We start from the raw sequence: 16,291 nt of genomic DNA on the forward strand, positions 1-16,291 counted from the left end.
TCGCACCCTGCACCAACTGAGAAGCGCAGCCACCATGCCCAATCGTCCGGGCAAAGTGGCTGCGCTTCCGTGTTTCCGGAAAAGCGCCGGCGCTTCGTAGGCAGCGGCAGTGCAGGTTACAAGCACGGTCCGGCGCTGCGTTCAGGATGACAAACAATGATTGCAGAGCGTCAACTTCGGCCTACCTTGCGGCCAGTTCTTTGCCATTCCGCAATTGCCGTAGAAAGGTGCCGGGCTCCCGAGTCCGGCTGAAAAAGGAACCGTGTGTGATTCACGGGCTGACGCGCAACTGTAAGTAACACCCCGCGGGCGGCCCCCGCCGGCCATTGCTCCGCTTGCCGGAGTGAGAAGGCCGGCCGCCCCGTTACAAGCCAGGAGACTTGCCTACCTACGACGTGACGCGCGCTTCCGCGACCTGAAGCTGCCGTCGGGCCAATTGATGCCGCCCTGCTGCGGCCGGGGCTGGTGTGCCCGGGCCGGGGCGGGCGCGCGTCCGTGCGGGCCCGGGGCAGAGCAGCAGGGGAGGGGCGCGGCCGTTGCGGCTTCCCCCCATTTTTACCTGCATGACTCCGGACCTCGCCCCGCGCATTGCCGCCGCCGAAACCCGCCTGTTCAAGGCCGTTTTTCCCAACACCACCAACCACTACGACACGCTCTTCGGCGGTACGGCCATGCAGCTCATGGACGAAGTGGCCTTCATTGCCGCCACCCGCTTCAGCCGCAAGCGCATGGTCACCGTCTCCTCCGACCGCATCAACTTTCGCATGCCCATTCCGGCCGGCACCATCGTCGAGCTGATCGGCCGCATTGCGCGCATCGGCACCAAAAGCCTCGACGTGGCGGTGGACATTCACATCGAGGAAATGTACTCCGACGTGCGCCTGCACGCCGTGTCGGGCACGTTCACCTTCGTGGCCGTCGACGAGCACAAGGTGCCCGTCAGCGTGCTGTAGACCGGCCAGGGCGAGGCGGCCTGCCGTGCTACTTTTCGCGGGCCGGGCCGGCTGGCTACGTGTGCTTTGGCGCCTAGGCCGTAGCTTTGCGGGCTAATCCCTCACGCCGGTATGGAAATCCTCAAGGACTTCGTCGACATCGTTCTTCACCTCGATAAGCACCTCAACGAGCTGGTGCAGCAGTACGGCATCTGGACGTACGCCATTCTGTTCCTGATCATCTTCGTGGAAACCGGCGTGGTGGTGCTGCCCTTCCTGCCCGGCGACTCACTGCTCTTCGCCGCCGGCTCGCTGGCAGCCCTCAACGGCAGCCCCCTGAACGTGGGCCTGCTCATGCTGCTGCTCATCGTGGCGGCCGTGCTCGGCGACGCGCTCAACTACCACATCGGCGACTTTATCGGGCCGCGGGTGTTTCGGCGCGACTACCGCTTCCTGAAGCGGGAGCACCTGCTGCGCACCCAGCAGTTCTACGAGAAGCACGGCGCCAAAACCATCATCCTGGCCCGCTTCATTCCCATTATCCGCACCTTCGCGCCGTTCATCGCGGGCGTGGGCACCATGAGCTACACCAAGTTTCTCTCCTACAACCTGGCGGGCGCCGTGCTGTGGGTGGTGCTGCTGACCGGGGCCGGCTACTTCTTCGGGCAGATTCCCATCGTGCAGAAGAACTTCTCGCTGGTGGTGCTGGCCATCATCGTGCTGTCGTTGCTGCCGGCCGTGTTCGAGTTCATCAAGCAGCGCCGCACGCCGGCCACGCGCTAACTGGATTTGGACAATAGAAAGTTGCAGTCCGCCCCGAGCCGCTTTGGCCGGGGCGGATTTTTTTGTTTGTTCGACTCCGAAACCAACCAGCAAGGGCGCATGAACCGGGAATTTGGCCTGATCGGGCGGACACTGACGCACTCCTTTTCGCCCACCTACTTCCAGCGCAAGTTCGAGCACCTCGGGCTGGACGATTGTACTTACGATGCCTTCGAGCTGGCCGACATTCAGCAGCTGCCCCAGCTGCTGGCCGCCCACCCGCAGCTGCGCGGCCTGAACGTGACCATTCCCTACAAGGAGCAGATCATTCCCTACCTCGACGAGCTGGCGCCCTCGGCCGGCCGCGTGGGCGCCGTCAACACCGTGCAGTTCGGGCCCGAGGGGCGGCTGATTGGCCACAACACCGACTACGCCGGCTTCCGCGACTCGCTGCGGCGCTTTTACCCGCTGCGCGGGGCGGCGGCCGGGGCCCTGGTGCTCGGCACCGGTGGCGCGGCCAAGGCCGTGGAAGTGGCCCTGCGCGAGCTGGACATCCGCTACTGGCTCGTGTCTCGCGACCCGCTCAGCCGCGGCCTCACCTACGCCGACCTCACCCCGCCGCTGCTGGCCGAGCACACGCTCATCATCAACACCACGCCGCTGGGCACCTACCCGCAGGTGGAAGCCTGCCCCGATATTCCGTACCACCTGCTCACCCCGCAGCACTACCTCTTCGACCTGGTGTATAACCCGCGCGAAACTGAGTTTCTGCGCCGTGGCCGGGAGCTGGGCGCCCACACCCAGAACGGCTTCGAAATGCTGTGCCTGCAGGCCGAGGCTGCCTGGGTTATCTGGAATCAGTGAGGTGGTGAGATGGTGAGTTTGCGCCATTGGATCATCAAACTCACCACTCACCATCTCACCAATGAAAAAAGCCCACCGGCGGTGTGTCAGACCGGTGAGCTTTTCAATCAGGTGTGGTAGTAAGCGCAGCGGATAGCTGCGGCGGCGCGGAAATTATTTCTGAAAGATCCAGCGGCAGCCGGGCTGGTACTTCTTGTATACCGGGCGGTGCATCCCCGTCTTGCCGCGGCGGCCGAAATTGGCCGGGCGGGCCGCGGCAGCCTCCAACGAAGGCAGCAGCAGGGCAACAACCAGGAAGAACGAAGCGAGGCGGGCGAGGACGGTGGCTTTCATAATCTTGAGAAAGAAAGGTTTCGGGAGGAGCGGGCGGGCCGTTGTGCCCGTTCGACATGACAAAGGTGCAGCAGCCCGCCCCCTGCCCGCCGGGAGTTTCGCCCAGCACCGCCCACCGCTATGCGAACGGCGCCCCGGCCGCGCCGAGGGTATCGGCGCGGCTGCGGGCTGTTTGTCGCTGCCCACGAACCCACCGCCCTGGCCCATCAAAAAAACGGCCGGCACTTCCGCAGAAATGCCGGCCGCCCTGATACCCCAGGGACTCAGCCAAGTATGCCCTAACTCCTAACTCCTAACTCCTAACTCCTAACTCCTCAGTTTCCCCCGCCCTTGCTGCCGCCGCCTTTCTGGTCGTCGTTGCTGATGCTGCGGCGCTGGCGCTGCGGGGCATTCCCGTCGACTTTACCGAAGCGGTAGCTCAGCGAAAGGCGCACCGAGCTTTGGGCGTTGTAGTAGGCGCTGCGGCTCTCGAACTGCGGCGTGAGGGTACTGGCGCGGAACACGCGGTAGGTCTGCAGGAAGTTGGAGGCGTTGACGGTCAGGTCCAGCTTTTCCTTGAGGATAGTGCGCTTCAGGCCCAGCGAGTAGTAGCCACCGCCGCCGTAGCGCGTCTGCAGGCCCACGCCGCCCGTCCAGAACCCGCCGTAGCCCTGCACCGTGTAGCCCTTGCCGAAGCGCCACGACGAGTTCAGGTTGCCGTTGAACTGCAGGCGGGTGGTGGTGCGGCCCAGGGCCACGCTGCGCAGCTGCGAGTACGAGCCGTCGAGATTCAGCCCGATTTGCCATTTGGGCACGGGCTTCACCGAGGTGTAGAGGCTCAGGCCGTAGTTGCTGTTGCGGGCAATGTTGCGGAAGGTGGTTTCGGCCCGGGCCAGCGCCTCGTTGTAGAAGTTGATTTCCTCGATGGCGTTGCCCGTGCGGCGGGTGTAGGCCGAGGCATTCAGCGAGCCGGCCTTGCCGAAGGTGCTGTACGTCAGCTCGTAGTTGTCGGTGACTTCCGGGGCCAGCGTGGGGTTGCCGTAGCTGATGTTGCGCGGGTCGGTCTGCTGGATGAAGGGGTTGAGGTAGTAGATATTGGGCCGCTGAATGCGCCGCGAGTAGCTCAGGCGCAGCGTCTGGCCGGGCTGCTTGAGGTTGCGCGTGGCGCTCAGGCTGGGCAGCAGGTTGGTGTAGTCGTTGGCGAAGCGGCCATTTTCGCCCTGAAACTCCCCGTCGATGCGGGTGTACTCCAGGCGCGTGCCCAGGCTGAAGGTGTACTTCTTGCCCAGCCCGAAATTGTAGGTGCCGTAGGCCGCCGCCACGTCCTGCTGGTAGTCAAAGGCGTTGGAGCGAGCGGGGCTGCGGGCAAACTCGGCCTGCCGGCTCACCAGCAGCGTGTCGATGCGGTAGTCGCTCGTCACCAGGCGGCGGATGGCCTTGGCCCCCGTTTCCAGCGACACGCCCTCCTTGAACGGGTGCGCGTAGTCGGTTTGCAGGGTTGTTTCGCGGTTCAGCGAGAGGTTGCGGCTCTGCTCGCGGTACTCAATCGGACCCTGGTACAGGTCGGCCGCGTCGTATTGGTCGAGGGCGTAGCGCTGGTTGCCCTGGCTGCGCGAGTGTTGGGCCAGCAGGCTCCACTCGCGGCCTTCGTGCTCCTTGAAGGTGCGGGTGTAGCCCCCGCTCACGTCGACGTTCTGGCCCAGGTAGCGCTGGCGGTTGTCGCGGGCGTAGAGCGTGTCGCGCTGGGGGCCGCCGCCGCTGTATTGGTTGTAGAACTTCTGCGGCTGCTCGCTGTGGTAGGCGTTGCCGTTGAAGGTCAGCTGAAAGCCGTGTTCGGGCGAAGGATCAAACGTCAGACCGGCCTCGCCCCAGCCGCTGCGGCCCTGGGCGTTGCTTTCCATGCGCTGATTGAGCCGCCCCACCTGCCCGTCGGGCAGGAAGTCGGTGCGGGTCACGGTGCTGCGGTAGGGGTAGCGGTTGCGGTTCACGCTCAGGCTGGCGTTAGCCCCCAGCTTGCCGCGCCGGGCGTTGAGGGCCCCGTTCAGGCCCTGGTTGCGGTTGCCCACGCCGCCGCCCAGGTTGCCGTTGACGCCCTGCAGGCTGTTTTTCTTCAGCACGATGTTGATAACCCCGCCCGACCCTTCGCCGTCGTACTTGGCCGAGGGCGCCGTCAGCACCTCTACGGCTTTGATCTGGTCGGCCGGAATCTGCTTGAGCGCGTCGGCCAGGTTGCCCGAGAGCAGGGCCGAGGGCTTGTTGTTGATCAAAATGCGCGGGTTGGAGGAGCCGCGCAGCTGCACGTTGCCATCGGCGTCCACGTTCAGCAGCGGGGTTTTGCGCAGCACGTCGGCCGCGGTACCGCCGGTGTTGGTCACGTCGCGCTCGGCGTTGTACACCAGCCGGTCGGGCTTGTTTTCCACGATTTCCCGCTCGCCGGTCACCGTCACCTCGCCCAGCTGCTTGGTGGCGGCCGTCAGCTCCAGGGTGCCCAGGTCCTGGGCTTCACCGGTCACCGTCACGGGCAGGGTGCGCGGAGCGTAACCCACAAAGCTCAGGGTGAGCCGGTAGGTGCCCGGCGGCAGATCGGTGAGGCGGAAGCGGCCCTGCGCGTCGGCGGCGGTGCCGGTCAGCGGCTTGTCGCCGGCAGTGGGCAGCAGGGCCACCGTGGCAAACTCCACCGGCTTGTTGGTGGCCGCATCCACCACCACGCCGCTCAGGCGGCCGGTGCCGCGCGGGGCCGGAGCGGTTTGGGCGGGCGCGGCGGTTTGGGCCAGGGCAGCCGTAGTCGATAGGCAGGCCCACAGGAGCAGGGGTACACGGTAGGTCATTGGGCGAAACGGGTAAGTCGAAAGCAATAATGCCGGGGCGGTGATTCCTCGGGTAAACTGGTATGCTAATGCGGTAGCCGGGCCAACCGGCTGCAAACTAACGCAACTGCCCGCTGCCGATTGCAGGGCCGGCGGACATTTATCGGCCGGGGGCCGTAACAAAAACAGCAGGCGCCTCCCGAAGGAAACGCCTGCTGCCTGCAAAAACGAGCGGCGAAAAAATACTCACTCACCAAGATGCCCCGCCGCCCGGATTGGGTTAGTTGCCCTGGCCGCCACCGTCGCCGCCCTTCTGGTCGTCGTTGCGGATGCTGCGGCTGGGACGGCGCGGCTTGTTTTCCAGCTTGCCGAAGCGGTAGTTGAAGGCCACGCGCACGCCGCGGTTGAACACCAGCGTGGTGTTGCGCGAGTCGGAGCGGCCGTTGTCGAAGTCGTTGTAGAGACGGATGTTGCGCGAGAAGGGGTTGTCGGCGTTCAGAGTCAGGTCGGCTTTGCCCTTGAGCAGGTCTTTGCGCAGGCCAAGGGAGTACATCTGCCAGGGCGAGTTGCGGCCCTGCAGCTGAATGCGCGGCGAGTTCAGCATGCCGAAGAACTGCAGGCTCCAGCCCTTGTCGAACTTGTAGCCCGAGTTCAGGTTGGCCGAGTACACCACGCCCGAGTTGCGGCCCTTCTGGCCCATCTGCTCCAGCGTCTTGCTGTACAGGTCCACGTAGAACACGCTCAGGTTGCCGCTCACGTCCCACTTGGGCAGGGGCTTCACCGAGCCGAACAGGTTCAGGCCGTAGGTCTGGTTGCGGGCCACGTTGCCGAAGGTCGACACCACCCGGCCCTGCTCGTCGGTGCGGTACACCCGCTCGATGGCGTTGTTGGTCTGGCGCGAGTACAGCGACACGTTAATCACCGAGGTCTTCACGAAGGTGTTCCAGTTCAGCTCGTAGTTGTCGGTGAATTCGGCGTCCAGCTCCGGGTTGCCCTGCGAGATGTTGCGCGGGTCCGTTTCGTTGCGGTAGGGGTTCAGGTAGAAAATGCTCGGGCGCTGAATGCGGCGCGAGTAGCTCAGGCGCAGCGAGGAGCCGGGCTGCTTGAGGTTGCGCGTCAGGGCCACGTTGGGCAGCACGTTGGTGAAGTCCAGCCGGAAGGGCTGGTCCTGGGTTTCGAAGTTGCCCTCCAGATCGGTGCGCTCCACGCGGGCGCCGAGGCGCACGTTGTACTTCTTGCCCAGGCTGGTGGCGTAGGTGCCGTAGCCGGCCAGCACGCGCTGGGTGTAGTCGTAGTTGTTGGTCAGCTGCGGAATCAGGCGCAGGCCCTGGCGGCCGGTGGAGTCGCGCTGCACGCTGTACTCGCTTTCCACCTGCCGGTCAATCAGCTTCACGCCCACTTCCACCGTCTGCTTGTCCGAGAGCGGGTGCACGTAGTCGGTCTGCAGGGTGGTTTCCAGGTTGCGCGAAAGGTTGGGGCTGAACTCGCGGAACACCACGTTCTGCTGCCCGGGGTCGTTCAGGCCGAACTGATCCACCTCGTACTCGCGGTTGTTGCGGTTGCGGTTGTGCTGGGCCAGCACCGTCCACTCCTTGCGGCTGTTCTGCCCGAAGTTGCGGGTGTAGGTGCCGGTCAGGTCGTAGCTCTGGGTGCGGAACTGCTGCTCAAAGTCGCGGGTGTAGTTGCCGAACAGCGGGTTGTTGGTGTTTACCTGCCCCTGGTCCAGGGTGTAGGTGTTGTAGATGTCGGCCCGGTTGCGGTTGCGGAACATGTTGCCGTTCACCGAGAGGCTGAAGGTGTGCAGCGGCGAGGGCTCGAACTCCAGCCCGATGCGGCCGTTGCCGCCGCCGCCGAGGGTGCGGCCCTCGTTGCGCTGCATCAGCCGGCCCGTGGTGGTGAGGCCGTCGGCACTGAGCACGTTGCGGTCGGTACGGTCGACGCGCTGCTCCCCGGGCGAGTAGAACACCCAGCCGTTGAGGGCCGACGACAGCCCGAACTTGCCCTTGCGGGCGTTCAGGGCCACGTTGCCGTTGGAGTTGCGGGTGCCCGCGGCCAGGCCCACGTTGCCGTTCACGCCCTGCAGGTTGTTTTCCTTCAGCACGATGTTGATGATGCCCGCCGAACCCTCCGCGTCGTACTTGGCCGAGGGCGAGGTAATCACCTCCACGTTCTTGATCTGGTCGGCCGGCAGCTGCTTCAGGGCCTCGGCAATGTCGCCGGCCACCACGGCCGAGGGCTTGCCGTTGATGAGCACGCGCACGTTGCCCGAGCCGCGCAGCTGCAGGTTGCCGTCGGGGTCCACGCTCACCATCGGGGCCTTGCGCAGCACGTCGGCGGCGGTGCCGCCCTTGTTGGTCGCGTCCTGGGCGGCGTTGTACACCAGGCGGTCGGGCTTGCTTTCCACCACCGGCCGCTCGCCGGTCACCTGCACCTCGCCCAGCTGCTTGGCCTGGCTCTGCAGCGCGATGGTGCCCAGGTCGGCGCTCATGCTGCCCTCGGCCAGCGTGACGGGCTGCACCGAGGCGCCGTAGCCGATAAAGCTGACGGAAAGGCGGTAGGAGCCGGGGGCGAGGCCCTTCAGCACGAAGCGGCCCTTGTCGTCGGCCACGGCGCCGTCCAGCGGCTGCTCGCCGGTGGCGGGCAGCAGGGCCACGGTGGCAAACTCCACGGGCTGTTTGGTGGCGGCGTCGAGCACGGTGCCCGAGATGCGGCCGTTGCCGCGCGGGGCGGCGGGCAGAATGGCGGCTTTGGGGCTGGCGCCGCCCGGCGCACCGGTGGGCGCGCCGCTGGCCGGGGCGCCGGCAGGGCGGGTGGCCGGGGCCTGAGCGGCCGCTTTGGTGGCAAGCAAGCCCGCGGAAGCGAGCAGCAGGAGTAAGGAGTTCTTCATGGGTAAAGGGAGGGCGGAGGGAGGACGCTGATACAGCAAGGCTGCGGGAGTAGCCGCTTCGCGGGGCGCCGGAGAGGGCTCCGGCGAGGCAGCGCCGTGGACTGCAAGCGGAAAAAATCAGGCGGCGGGCAGCGGGCGCCCGCGGCGCGCAAGCGGCAAGGGGTGGCCGCTGGTAAGCAGGTCTATTTCAGGGCAAAGGACCGGCGGAATTGGTCGTCAGACAATCACTCAATTATGTGATAAGCGGTAGCACGGGTGGGCCTTTGGGTAGCATATGGGACAAGGGTCGGGGCGACTCGGGGCGGGGTTGCATTTCCGCCAGACAAAATTGTGGCTGAACTATGTTCGGCGGCGGTCAGCGGGCCGCGCCTTCGTGGCGGAAGCCCAGCAGCACGTAGCCCAGCAGCAGCGTCGCGGCGGCCCAGCCCAGGGCCAGCAGCCCCGAAGTCGACAGCGCCCAGCCCACGGCCAGGCCCTTGCCCACGGCCTTCAGGCTGAGCAGCGGCGCGGCGTAGGGCACCCAGTCGATGTAGTCCCAGCGCATCAGGGTGAGGGCCGCAATGGTGCAGGCCATGCCCACGGCCACCGGCGCCGCGAAGCTGCGCCACCACAAGGCCGCCACGTACTGCAGGGCCAGAATGCCGAGCGTGGCCACGAAGGTGTGCCAGAGCAGGGGCACAACGGCCCCCAGCGGGGCGGCGAAGTCGGCGAAGTGCAGCGCGGGGCGCAGCAGGCCCAGCAGCCAGCCCGAGGCCACGAGCAGCACCGCGTACGCCACCTGGGCCAGCAGATTCAGGCCCAGCAGCACCAGCAGCTTGCTGCCAAATACCGCGGCGCGGCTCAGCGGCTGGGCGTAGAGGTGTTTCCAGGCCATGGCTTTGTTTTCGGTGTGGAGCACCAGGCTGCTGAGCAGCACCACGAACAGCGGCAGCAGCAGGCCGGTGGCCGTCTGCCAGCTCTGCAGGATGTAGGCCGGCCAGGGGTTTTCGCCGGGCTTGAGCAGAAACTGGCCCTTGAAAAAGAAAATCAGGCCGAAGAGCAGCACCGGCAGCGCGCCGCTGCCCAGGGTCAGCCACAGGGCCGGGGTGTGCTTGAGCTTGAGCACGTCGGCCGCGAGGCAGCGGCGTAGCTGCGTGAGCGGGCCCGGCTGGGCGAAAGTGAGGGTGGTTTCCATTAGGCTAGGGCGGGTTCGGTCAGGTGCAGGAAGGCTTGCTCCAGGCTGGGCTGCTGGCAGTGCAGGGCGTAGACGGGCTGCCCGGCCAGCACCAGCTGCTGGGCCAGGTAGGCCATCTGCTCGGGCGAGTGGTAAGGCAGCCCCAGCCGCCCCGGGCCCAGCACGGCGGCGCCGCCCAGGTCCACCGGCAGCAGCAGTTGGCAGCGGGCCGCGTCTTCGGTATCGATGACCACCTGAGCGTGGCCCTGCTGCCGGCGCTGCAGCTCGGCCACGCTGCCCTGGAAAGCCAGCCGGCCCTGCTGCAGCACGCCCACGTGGGTGGCCACGCGCTCAATCTCGCTGATGAGGTGGCTGGAGAGCAGAATGGTTTTGCCGTGCTGCCGCTGCAGCGTCTGCAGCAGCGCGCGCATCTCGATGATGCCCGTCGGATCGAGGCCGTTGGTGGGCTCGTCGAGGATGAGCAGCTGCGGGTCGGGCAGCAGGGCCAGGGCCAGGCCGAGGCGCTGGCGCATGCCCAAAGAATACTCGCGGGCGGGGCGGTGGGCGTCGGCGCTCAGGCCCACGGTGGCCAGCACGTCGGCGGTGCGCCCGGCCGGCAGCCCGCGCAGGCGGCGCGTTGCTTCCAGGTTTTCGCGGCCGCTGAGGTGGTCGTAGAGCGAGGGCATTTCGATGAGCGCGCCCACCTGCCCGAGCACGGCGCGGCGGTGCCGGGCCAGGTCGTGGCCGAAGAGGTGCACCGTGCCGGCCGGGGCGGGCAGCAGGCCCAGCAGCAGGCGCAGGGTGGTGCTCTTGCCGGCCCCGTTCGGGCCCAGAAAGCCGAAGATGCTGCCCGCGGGCACCTGCAGATCCAGCTGCTGCAGCACCGGCCGCGGCCCGAAGCCGAACGAGAGGGCCCGCGTTTCGACGAGTAAGGAGTTGGTTTTCATAGGTCAGAAGGCGTCAGTGCTGGCAAACGTATCGGCTCCTTCCGACTCCGTGCCGGCAAATCCACCAAACCCTATGTACCTGGGCCGAACGCCGCTTTTGCCGTGGCGAATTGCCGCGTTTCAGTTCTCCAACGGGCTGCCCGACGATTGGCGGCGGCCGGCGGGCGGTTGGGGGCCGGTCCGGGCGGGTTCGTTGAAAAAAAGCGGCCGCGGCTCGTTCACCGCCCTAGCTTGCCGGGGCTTTCATCCTGAACCCATGCCCACCTTGCTCGCCCGCGCCGTTTCGCCCCTATTTGGCTCCGCCCCCTGGCCGGCGGCCGAGCCCGTTACCTCGCGCCGGGTGCCGCTGTGGGCCCACGCGGTGCTCTGGGGCGTGCTGCTGCTCACCGACGGGCTGCAAATCCGGCAGATGCTCAGCACCCTCGACCAGGCCGAAGTTCAATCCTGGGCGCTGTGGCAGAACGTGCTCCTGCGCAGCTTCAGCACCGATGCGCTATACGCCGCCCTCTTCTACCTGAACTGGCGCGAGCTGATTCCGCGGCTGCTGGCCCGCGGCCGGGTAGCCGGGTACGCGCTGGGCGTGCTCTTGCTGCTGACGGTATTCGTGGGGCTGCGGGTAGGAGCCTCGCGTTGGGTTTACAACACGCCCGCGGATATGCCGCCGCCCGAACTGGAGCGGCAGGCCATTCCCTACGCGCTGACGGGCCTGATGCTGATTTTCCTCAGCTCGGCCCTGAAAGTCACCGGCGACTACCTGCAGGAACGGCGCAACCGCCGCGAGCTGGAGCGCCGGCAGCTGCTCACCGAGCTGTCGTTGCTGAAAATGCAGGTCAACCCGCATTTCCTCTTCAACACGCTCAACAATATCTACGCCCTGGCCAGCCAGAAATCCGACCGCGCCCCCGAAGCCGTGCTGCGCCTGGCCGAAATCATGCGCTACATGCTCTACGAGTCGGGGGCCGACACCGTGCCGCTCAGCCAGGAGCTGCAGCACCTGCGCAGCTTTCTGGCCCTGCAGCAGCTGCGCCTGCCCGCCACCGGCGCGGCCGCCATCGTGTTCGACGACGCCGGCCTGCCCGCCGCGGCCGAGTGGCCGGTGGCACCCATGCTGCTGCTGCCCCTGGTCGAAAACGCCTTCAAGCACGGCGACCTGACCGCCCGCCCTGCCGTGCAGATCCGGCTCGGGCTGACGGCCGCCGGCGCCCTGCAGCTGATTGTCGACAACGCCGTGGCGCCCGAGCCCGGCGGAGCGGCGCTGGAGGCTTCCGGGGGCGTGGGCCTGGTGAACCTGCGCCGCCGCCTGCAGCTGCTCTACCCCGGCCGGCACGAGCTGCTGCTCGAAACGCCGCCCGGCCATTACCGCGCCTCCCTCACGCTGCTGCCCGGTCCCGCGCTAGGTTGAGACGCCGGACTGGGGCAACCCGCAGAAGGAGCAGGAACCGTCCGCTCTTCCGGCGCCGGCTTGCCGAAGCTCAGCGTAGCAGCTTCACTGATAGTAATCCAGGATTGATCTGACTACTTTCCCGCATGGAAGTTCTTCCCGGCCGCCGGCTCCGCTGCGTACTCATCGACGACGAGCCGCTGGCCCTCGATGTGCTGGCCGGCTACTGCGCGCAGGTGCCATTTCTGGAGCTGTGCGGGCAGTTTCACGACGCGCTGCAGGCCCTGGCCTTCGTGCAGGACCACCCCGTCGACGTCATTTTTCTCGACATCCACATGCCGCGCATCACCGGGCTGCAGTTCGTGCAGCTGCTGCCGCAGCCGGCCCCGCGCGTGGTTTTCACCACGGCTTACGCCCAATACGCGGTGCAGAGCTACGAGCTTTCGGCCACCGACTACCTGCTCAAGCCCATTGCCTTTGAGCGGTTTCTGCAGGCCGTCGGCAAGCTGCGCGCCCCGGCTCTGCCGGCTCCGTTACCGGCCGCCGCGGCCCCTGCGCCCGTAGCGGCCGACGCCATGTTCGTCAAAAACGAGCACCGGCTGCAGCGCGTAGCCTTCGACGACATCCTTTACATCGAAGGCATGAAGGAGTACCTGATGATTTACACCGCCGAAAGCGGCAAAATCCTCACTCTGCAGTCGTTTCGCCGCGTCGAGGAGGTGCTGCCGCCGCAGCGCTTCGCCCGCATTCACAAGTCCTTCCTGGTGGCGCTGAACCGCATCGAGCACGTGGAGCGCGGCAAGGTGCAGCTTGCCGGCCGCCTGCTCCCCGTCGGCGACAGTTACCGCGACGCCTTCATGGGCCTGATCCGGACGCACAACCAGCTGTAGAAAGGCAACAAAAAGCCCTGCCGGACGCGCGTTCAGCAGGGCTTTTTCGGAAAACGGGCCTGCTACTTGGCTGCCAGCTTGCTGGCAATTTCGGCCGTGTGCTTGCCTTGGTAGCGGGCCCCGGCCAGCTCGTTCTCGCTGGGCTGCCGCTCGCCCTTGCCGCCGGCAATGGTGCTGGCGCCGTAGGGCGAGCCACCCGTTATTTCGTCGATGCGCATCTGGCCCTGCCAGGCGTAGGGCAGTCCCACGATGACCATGCCGTGGTGCAGCAGCGCCGTGTGGGCCGTGCGGATGGTCGTTTCCTGCCCGCCGTGCTGGGTGGCCGTGCTCACGAAGGCCCCCCCGACTTTACCCACCAGCGCGCCCTTGGCCCACAGCGGCCCGGTGCCGTCCAGAAAGGTCTGGATTTGTCCGCACAGGCTGCCGTAGCGCGTGGGCACGCCCAGGATGATGGCGTCGTAGTCGGCCAGCTCTTCCACTGTGGCCACCGGGACGTGGGCAAAGGCCTTCTGCGCTTCGGTGGCCCCGGTCTGGTCGAGCAGCTCCTTGGGCAGGGTTTCGGGTACGCGCTTGACGCTGACCTCGTTGCCGCCGACTTCGCGGGCGCCTTCGGCTACGGCTTCGGCCATTTTCCAGACGTGGCCATAGGTGGAGTAAAACAGAATCAGGGTTTTCATGGGCGCAGAACAGGAGTAAAACAGCATCGGCCTGCGTGGCTCGACCCGGGTAGGTACCCCAAATGCCGCGGTAAGGTTGAGCCGGCTTCGGCACAAAAAAATATCCGAGCTTGCAACCAAGTGGCCCCGCTGCTACTCATCCTCATACCGCCGCCGAATGGCCGGCTTCGTTTTGTTCGTTCGTGGCCCTTTAGCCCATGAGACATCCGCTACCTGTTACCAACAGCTCCCGCCGCGCCGCCGCGCCGGGCAATGGCGCCCCCGGCCGCACCCGCCGGGCCCGGATATGAGCGCGCTGGCCGCTGCCTTTGGCGGCAGCCTCGGTCGTTTGGTCGGGGGAATGTCGGCGCCGGCCGAAAGCGCGGAGGTGGCCCCGCCCGCCGCGACGCGCCCGCTCACGCCGGCCAGCCGCTGGAGCGAAGCCGAGCTGATCGACGCCTGCCTCGACGGCAGCCGCGTGGCCCAGAAAGAGCTGTACGTGCGCTACGCCGGCCGCATGCTGGCCGTGTGCTCGCGCTACTCCCAAACGACTTTCGAGGCCGAGGACGTGCTGCAGGAAGGCTTCGTGACGGTGTTCAGCAACCTGCGCCTGTTTCGGCGCGAGTGTCCGCTGGAGTTCTGGATTCGGCGCATCATGATCAACGCCGCCCTGCGCCAGCACCGCCGCAACGCGCCCATGCTGGCCGTGACGGAAAATGAATACCCCGAAGCCGTGGCCGACGAGGAGCTGATCCTCTCGAACTACAACTTCACCGAATTACTCAAGATGGTTCAGGACCTGGCCCCGCGCTACCGCATGGTGTTCAACCTGTTTGCCATCGAAGGCTACGGCCACAAAGAAATTGGCGAGATGCTCGGCATTTCGGAGGGTACCAGCAAGTCGCAGTACTCCCGCGCCCGCGCAATTCTGAAAGCCAAGCTTGAAAGACTCGACCAGCATTACAATGACACCCGTTTCCAATAACCATAACGACCACCGGCCACCCACCGGCAATCTGGAGGAGCTGTTCCGCCAGAAGATGGCCGAGGCCGAGCTGACGCCCCGCGCCGACGTGTGGGACCGGCTCGACCACGAGCTGCTGCTGCGCGAAAACCAGGGCTACCGGCGCCGGCTGGTGGGCTACCGCCGCGCCGCCGCCGCGGCTGTGGCCGTGGCCACGTTGGGCATCGGGGGCTGGCTCACGCAGCGTACCCTGGTGCCCGCGCCCGGCACCGAAGTAGCCGTGGTCGACAGCAGCGCGGCCACCCGCCGCGCCGCCCGTCTGGCGCAGGCCGCGCAGCCCTCGGCAGCTGGCACTGCTCGGAGCACCGCTACTGCCCGCGCCGCCAGCCCGGCGGCCAGCACCGCTCGTCCGGGCTTCTCGAATGAGGATGCCTCGGCTGCCGGCGCCGTCTCGCAACCCGAAACCGGGCTGCTGGCCGGCACCACTGCCGCCCCGACCACGACTCCGGTGGATAACCTGCGGGAGTCATTTGGCGCCCGGCGCCGGGTGGCCGCCGGCCGGGCCGACCAACCCAGCCTGATCAACCGCGCCGTAGCCGCTATTCGACAGACCTTCGGCGGCGGGGCCGCTTCGCCCGCCGGGCGCAGTGGCTCGCTGCTGCCGGCCAGCCCGGCCCTGGCGCCGCGCGGCAATGCTGGCGCCACCCTGCTGGCCAGCACCGCGCCCACGGGTGTTCGGAGCACGGGCGTTGCTGCCGCGTTGGCCGCGGCCGAAAGCGAGGCAGAGGCCATGCCGTTCATTGCCAGCCGGCTGCGCCGCGCCGGGCTGGGCAGCAACGTGCCCGACTCGCTGAAGCCCGCCCTGCTGAGCACGCCGGTGCTGCTGGCGGCTCAGGCCCCCGCTGCTGAGGAGCAGGACAATCAAAAAGCGTCGGCCAGCAGCCATTGGCGCTGGCGGGGGAGCTTCGGGGCCCAGCGCTTCGCCCCGAACGTGAGCAGCGTGGTGGGCAGCGGCATTGCCTTCAGCGCCATGCCCACGCCGACGGTGGCCCAGCGCGCCCCGCTCCCCGAAGAGCCCACCCGGTTGCAGACCGGGCTGGCCCAGCGCGGTATGTTTGGGGTAGCCGTGCCGCTCAGCAAAAAGCACTGGACGCTGCTGACCGGCGCCGAAGTGGCCGTTATATCGGGCCGCACGGGCCGGGAGGTGCCCCAAACCCTGCTGAATAACAACGCCGACGAGAAATTCCAGACCGGCCGCTACCACCTCACCACCGTGGGCGTGCCCGTGCAGGTGCGCTACGAAAGCCGCAAGCAGGGCTGGGGCGTGTACGCCGCCGTGGGCGCCGCCGTCAACGTGATTCTGCGCAACCGCACCGCCGTCGGCACGCAGGCCACCACCGACGACTCCTCGTACCGCCGCATGCTGGCTACCACCCGCGGCAGCGCCGGGGTACGGTTTTCGCCCGCCAGCGGCAACTGGCAGCTCAACGTGGGCCCCGAAGCCGAAGCCGGCCTGACCACGCTCAACGCCAACCCCTCCGAAACCTGGAGCCAGCGCACCCGGCCCTACGCCCTCGGGCTGTCGGCCAGCGTGGAGTTTGGCGGCGGCAAAGCCGAGCCCGCGCGCTGATAAAAGTCGGTCAAACGAAGTATAACCCATTCACTCACCTGGGTCGAACCCCGCGGCTGGTTTCCGGTCGTGGGGTTTTTATTTGACCACTGATGGCGGTGATTGG

13 protein-coding genes and 1 riboswitch are annotated in these 16,291 nt (G+C 66.9%); of the genes, 7 read left to right on the forward strand and 6 right to left on the reverse strand.

Annotation, left to right across the window (positions count from 1 at the left end):
* Nucleotides 1–208 precede the first annotated feature (208 nt).
* Nucleotides 209–402: riboswitch (cobalamin riboswitch) on the forward strand.
* A gap of 161 nt (nucleotides 403–563) precedes the next feature.
* The 3 genes from DLM85_RS10820 (at nucleotide 564) to DLM85_RS10830 (ending at nucleotide 2,558) form a co-directional block, all read left to right on the forward strand.
* Nucleotides 564–953 carry an acyl-CoA thioesterase gene (locus DLM85_RS10820; RefSeq protein WP_111478139.1) on the forward strand — a complete coding sequence of 130 codons (390 nt, stop codon included), beginning with the start codon at nucleotides 564–566 and terminating at the stop codon, nucleotides 951–953.
* A 111-nt stretch (nucleotides 954–1,064) separates the two neighbouring features.
* Nucleotides 1,065–1,715, forward strand: coding sequence for a DedA family protein (locus DLM85_RS10825; protein WP_111478140.1), 651 nt, complete (start codon nucleotides 1,065–1,067; stop codon nucleotides 1,713–1,715).
* Between the two features lie 66 nt (nucleotides 1,716–1,781).
* Entirely contained in the window at nucleotides 1,782–2,558 is a 777-nt protein-coding gene (locus DLM85_RS10830) for a shikimate dehydrogenase family protein (RefSeq protein WP_341537764.1), read from the forward strand.
* Between the two features lie 153 nt (nucleotides 2,559–2,711).
* Here DLM85_RS10830 and DLM85_RS10835 read toward each other — a convergent pair whose 3' ends face one another.
* The 5 genes from DLM85_RS10835 to DLM85_RS10855 form a co-directional block, all read right to left on the reverse strand.
* On the reverse strand, nucleotides 2,712–2,891 hold the full coding sequence (locus DLM85_RS10835; protein WP_111478141.1) for a hypothetical protein: 180 nt from the start codon (nucleotides 2,889–2,891) through the stop codon (nucleotides 2,712–2,714).
* Nucleotides 2,892–3,205: 314 nt separating this feature from the next.
* A complete protein-coding gene (locus tag DLM85_RS10840; protein ID WP_111478142.1) occupies nucleotides 3,206–5,698 on the reverse strand; it encodes a TonB-dependent receptor in 2,493 nt (830 codons plus the stop codon).
* A 259-nt stretch (nucleotides 5,699–5,957) separates the two neighbouring features.
* Nucleotides 5,958–8,564, reverse strand: coding sequence for a TonB-dependent receptor domain-containing protein (locus DLM85_RS10845; protein ID WP_111478143.1), 2,607 nt, complete (start codon nucleotides 8,562–8,564; stop codon nucleotides 5,958–5,960).
* 355 nt (nucleotides 8,565–8,919) lie between these two features.
* Nucleotides 8,920–9,738: an ABC transporter permease gene (locus DLM85_RS10850; RefSeq protein WP_111478144.1), complete on the reverse strand. Its 819-nt coding sequence runs from the start codon at nucleotides 9,736–9,738 to the stop codon at nucleotides 8,920–8,922.
* Nucleotides 9,738–10,664 carry an ABC transporter ATP-binding protein gene (locus DLM85_RS10855; RefSeq protein ID WP_111478564.1) on the reverse strand — a complete coding sequence of 309 codons (927 nt, stop codon included), beginning with the start codon at nucleotides 10,662–10,664 and terminating at the stop codon, nucleotides 9,738–9,740. The genes DLM85_RS10850 and DLM85_RS10855 overlap by 1 nt, the downstream gene beginning before the upstream one ends.
* A gap of 256 nt (nucleotides 10,665–10,920) precedes the next feature.
* Between DLM85_RS10855 and DLM85_RS10860 the strand changes: the two genes are divergently transcribed.
* Both DLM85_RS10860 and DLM85_RS10865 read left to right on the forward strand, forming a co-directional pair.
* Nucleotides 10,921–12,066 (forward strand): sensor histidine kinase, encoded by a 1,146-nt coding sequence (locus tag DLM85_RS10860; protein WP_165822109.1) that lies wholly within the window; start codon nucleotides 10,921–10,923, stop codon nucleotides 12,064–12,066.
* A gap of 125 nt (nucleotides 12,067–12,191) precedes the next feature.
* Nucleotides 12,192–12,935: a LytR/AlgR family response regulator transcription factor gene (locus DLM85_RS10865; protein ID WP_111478146.1), complete on the forward strand. Its 744-nt coding sequence runs from the start codon at nucleotides 12,192–12,194 to the stop codon at nucleotides 12,933–12,935.
* Nucleotides 12,936–12,997: 62 nt separating this feature from the next.
* Here DLM85_RS10865 and wrbA read toward each other — a convergent pair whose 3' ends face one another.
* Nucleotides 12,998–13,612, reverse strand: a complete 615-nt coding sequence (gene wrbA, locus DLM85_RS10870) for an NAD(P)H:quinone oxidoreductase (protein ID WP_111478147.1) — start codon at nucleotides 13,610–13,612, stop codon at nucleotides 12,998–13,000.
* Nucleotides 13,613–13,898: 286 nt separating this feature from the next.
* Between wrbA and DLM85_RS10875 the strand changes: the two genes are divergently transcribed.
* Both DLM85_RS10875 and DLM85_RS10880 read left to right on the forward strand, forming a co-directional pair.
* Complete coding sequence (locus tag DLM85_RS10875; protein WP_111478148.1) at nucleotides 13,899–14,576, forward strand: RNA polymerase sigma factor; 678 nt, start codon at nucleotides 13,899–13,901, stop codon at nucleotides 14,574–14,576.
* Entirely contained in the window at nucleotides 14,557–16,185 is a 1,629-nt protein-coding gene (locus DLM85_RS10880; RefSeq protein WP_111478149.1) for an outer membrane beta-barrel protein, read from the forward strand. Before DLM85_RS10875 ends, DLM85_RS10880 begins: the two co-directional genes overlap by 20 nt.
* The last annotated feature ends 106 nt before the right edge of the window (nucleotides 16,186–16,291 follow it).

The sequence above is a fragment of the Hymenobacter edaphi genome, from assembly GCF_003258365.1.
Lineage (GTDB): Bacteria > Bacteroidota > Bacteroidia > Cytophagales > Hymenobacteraceae > Solirubrum > Solirubrum edaphi.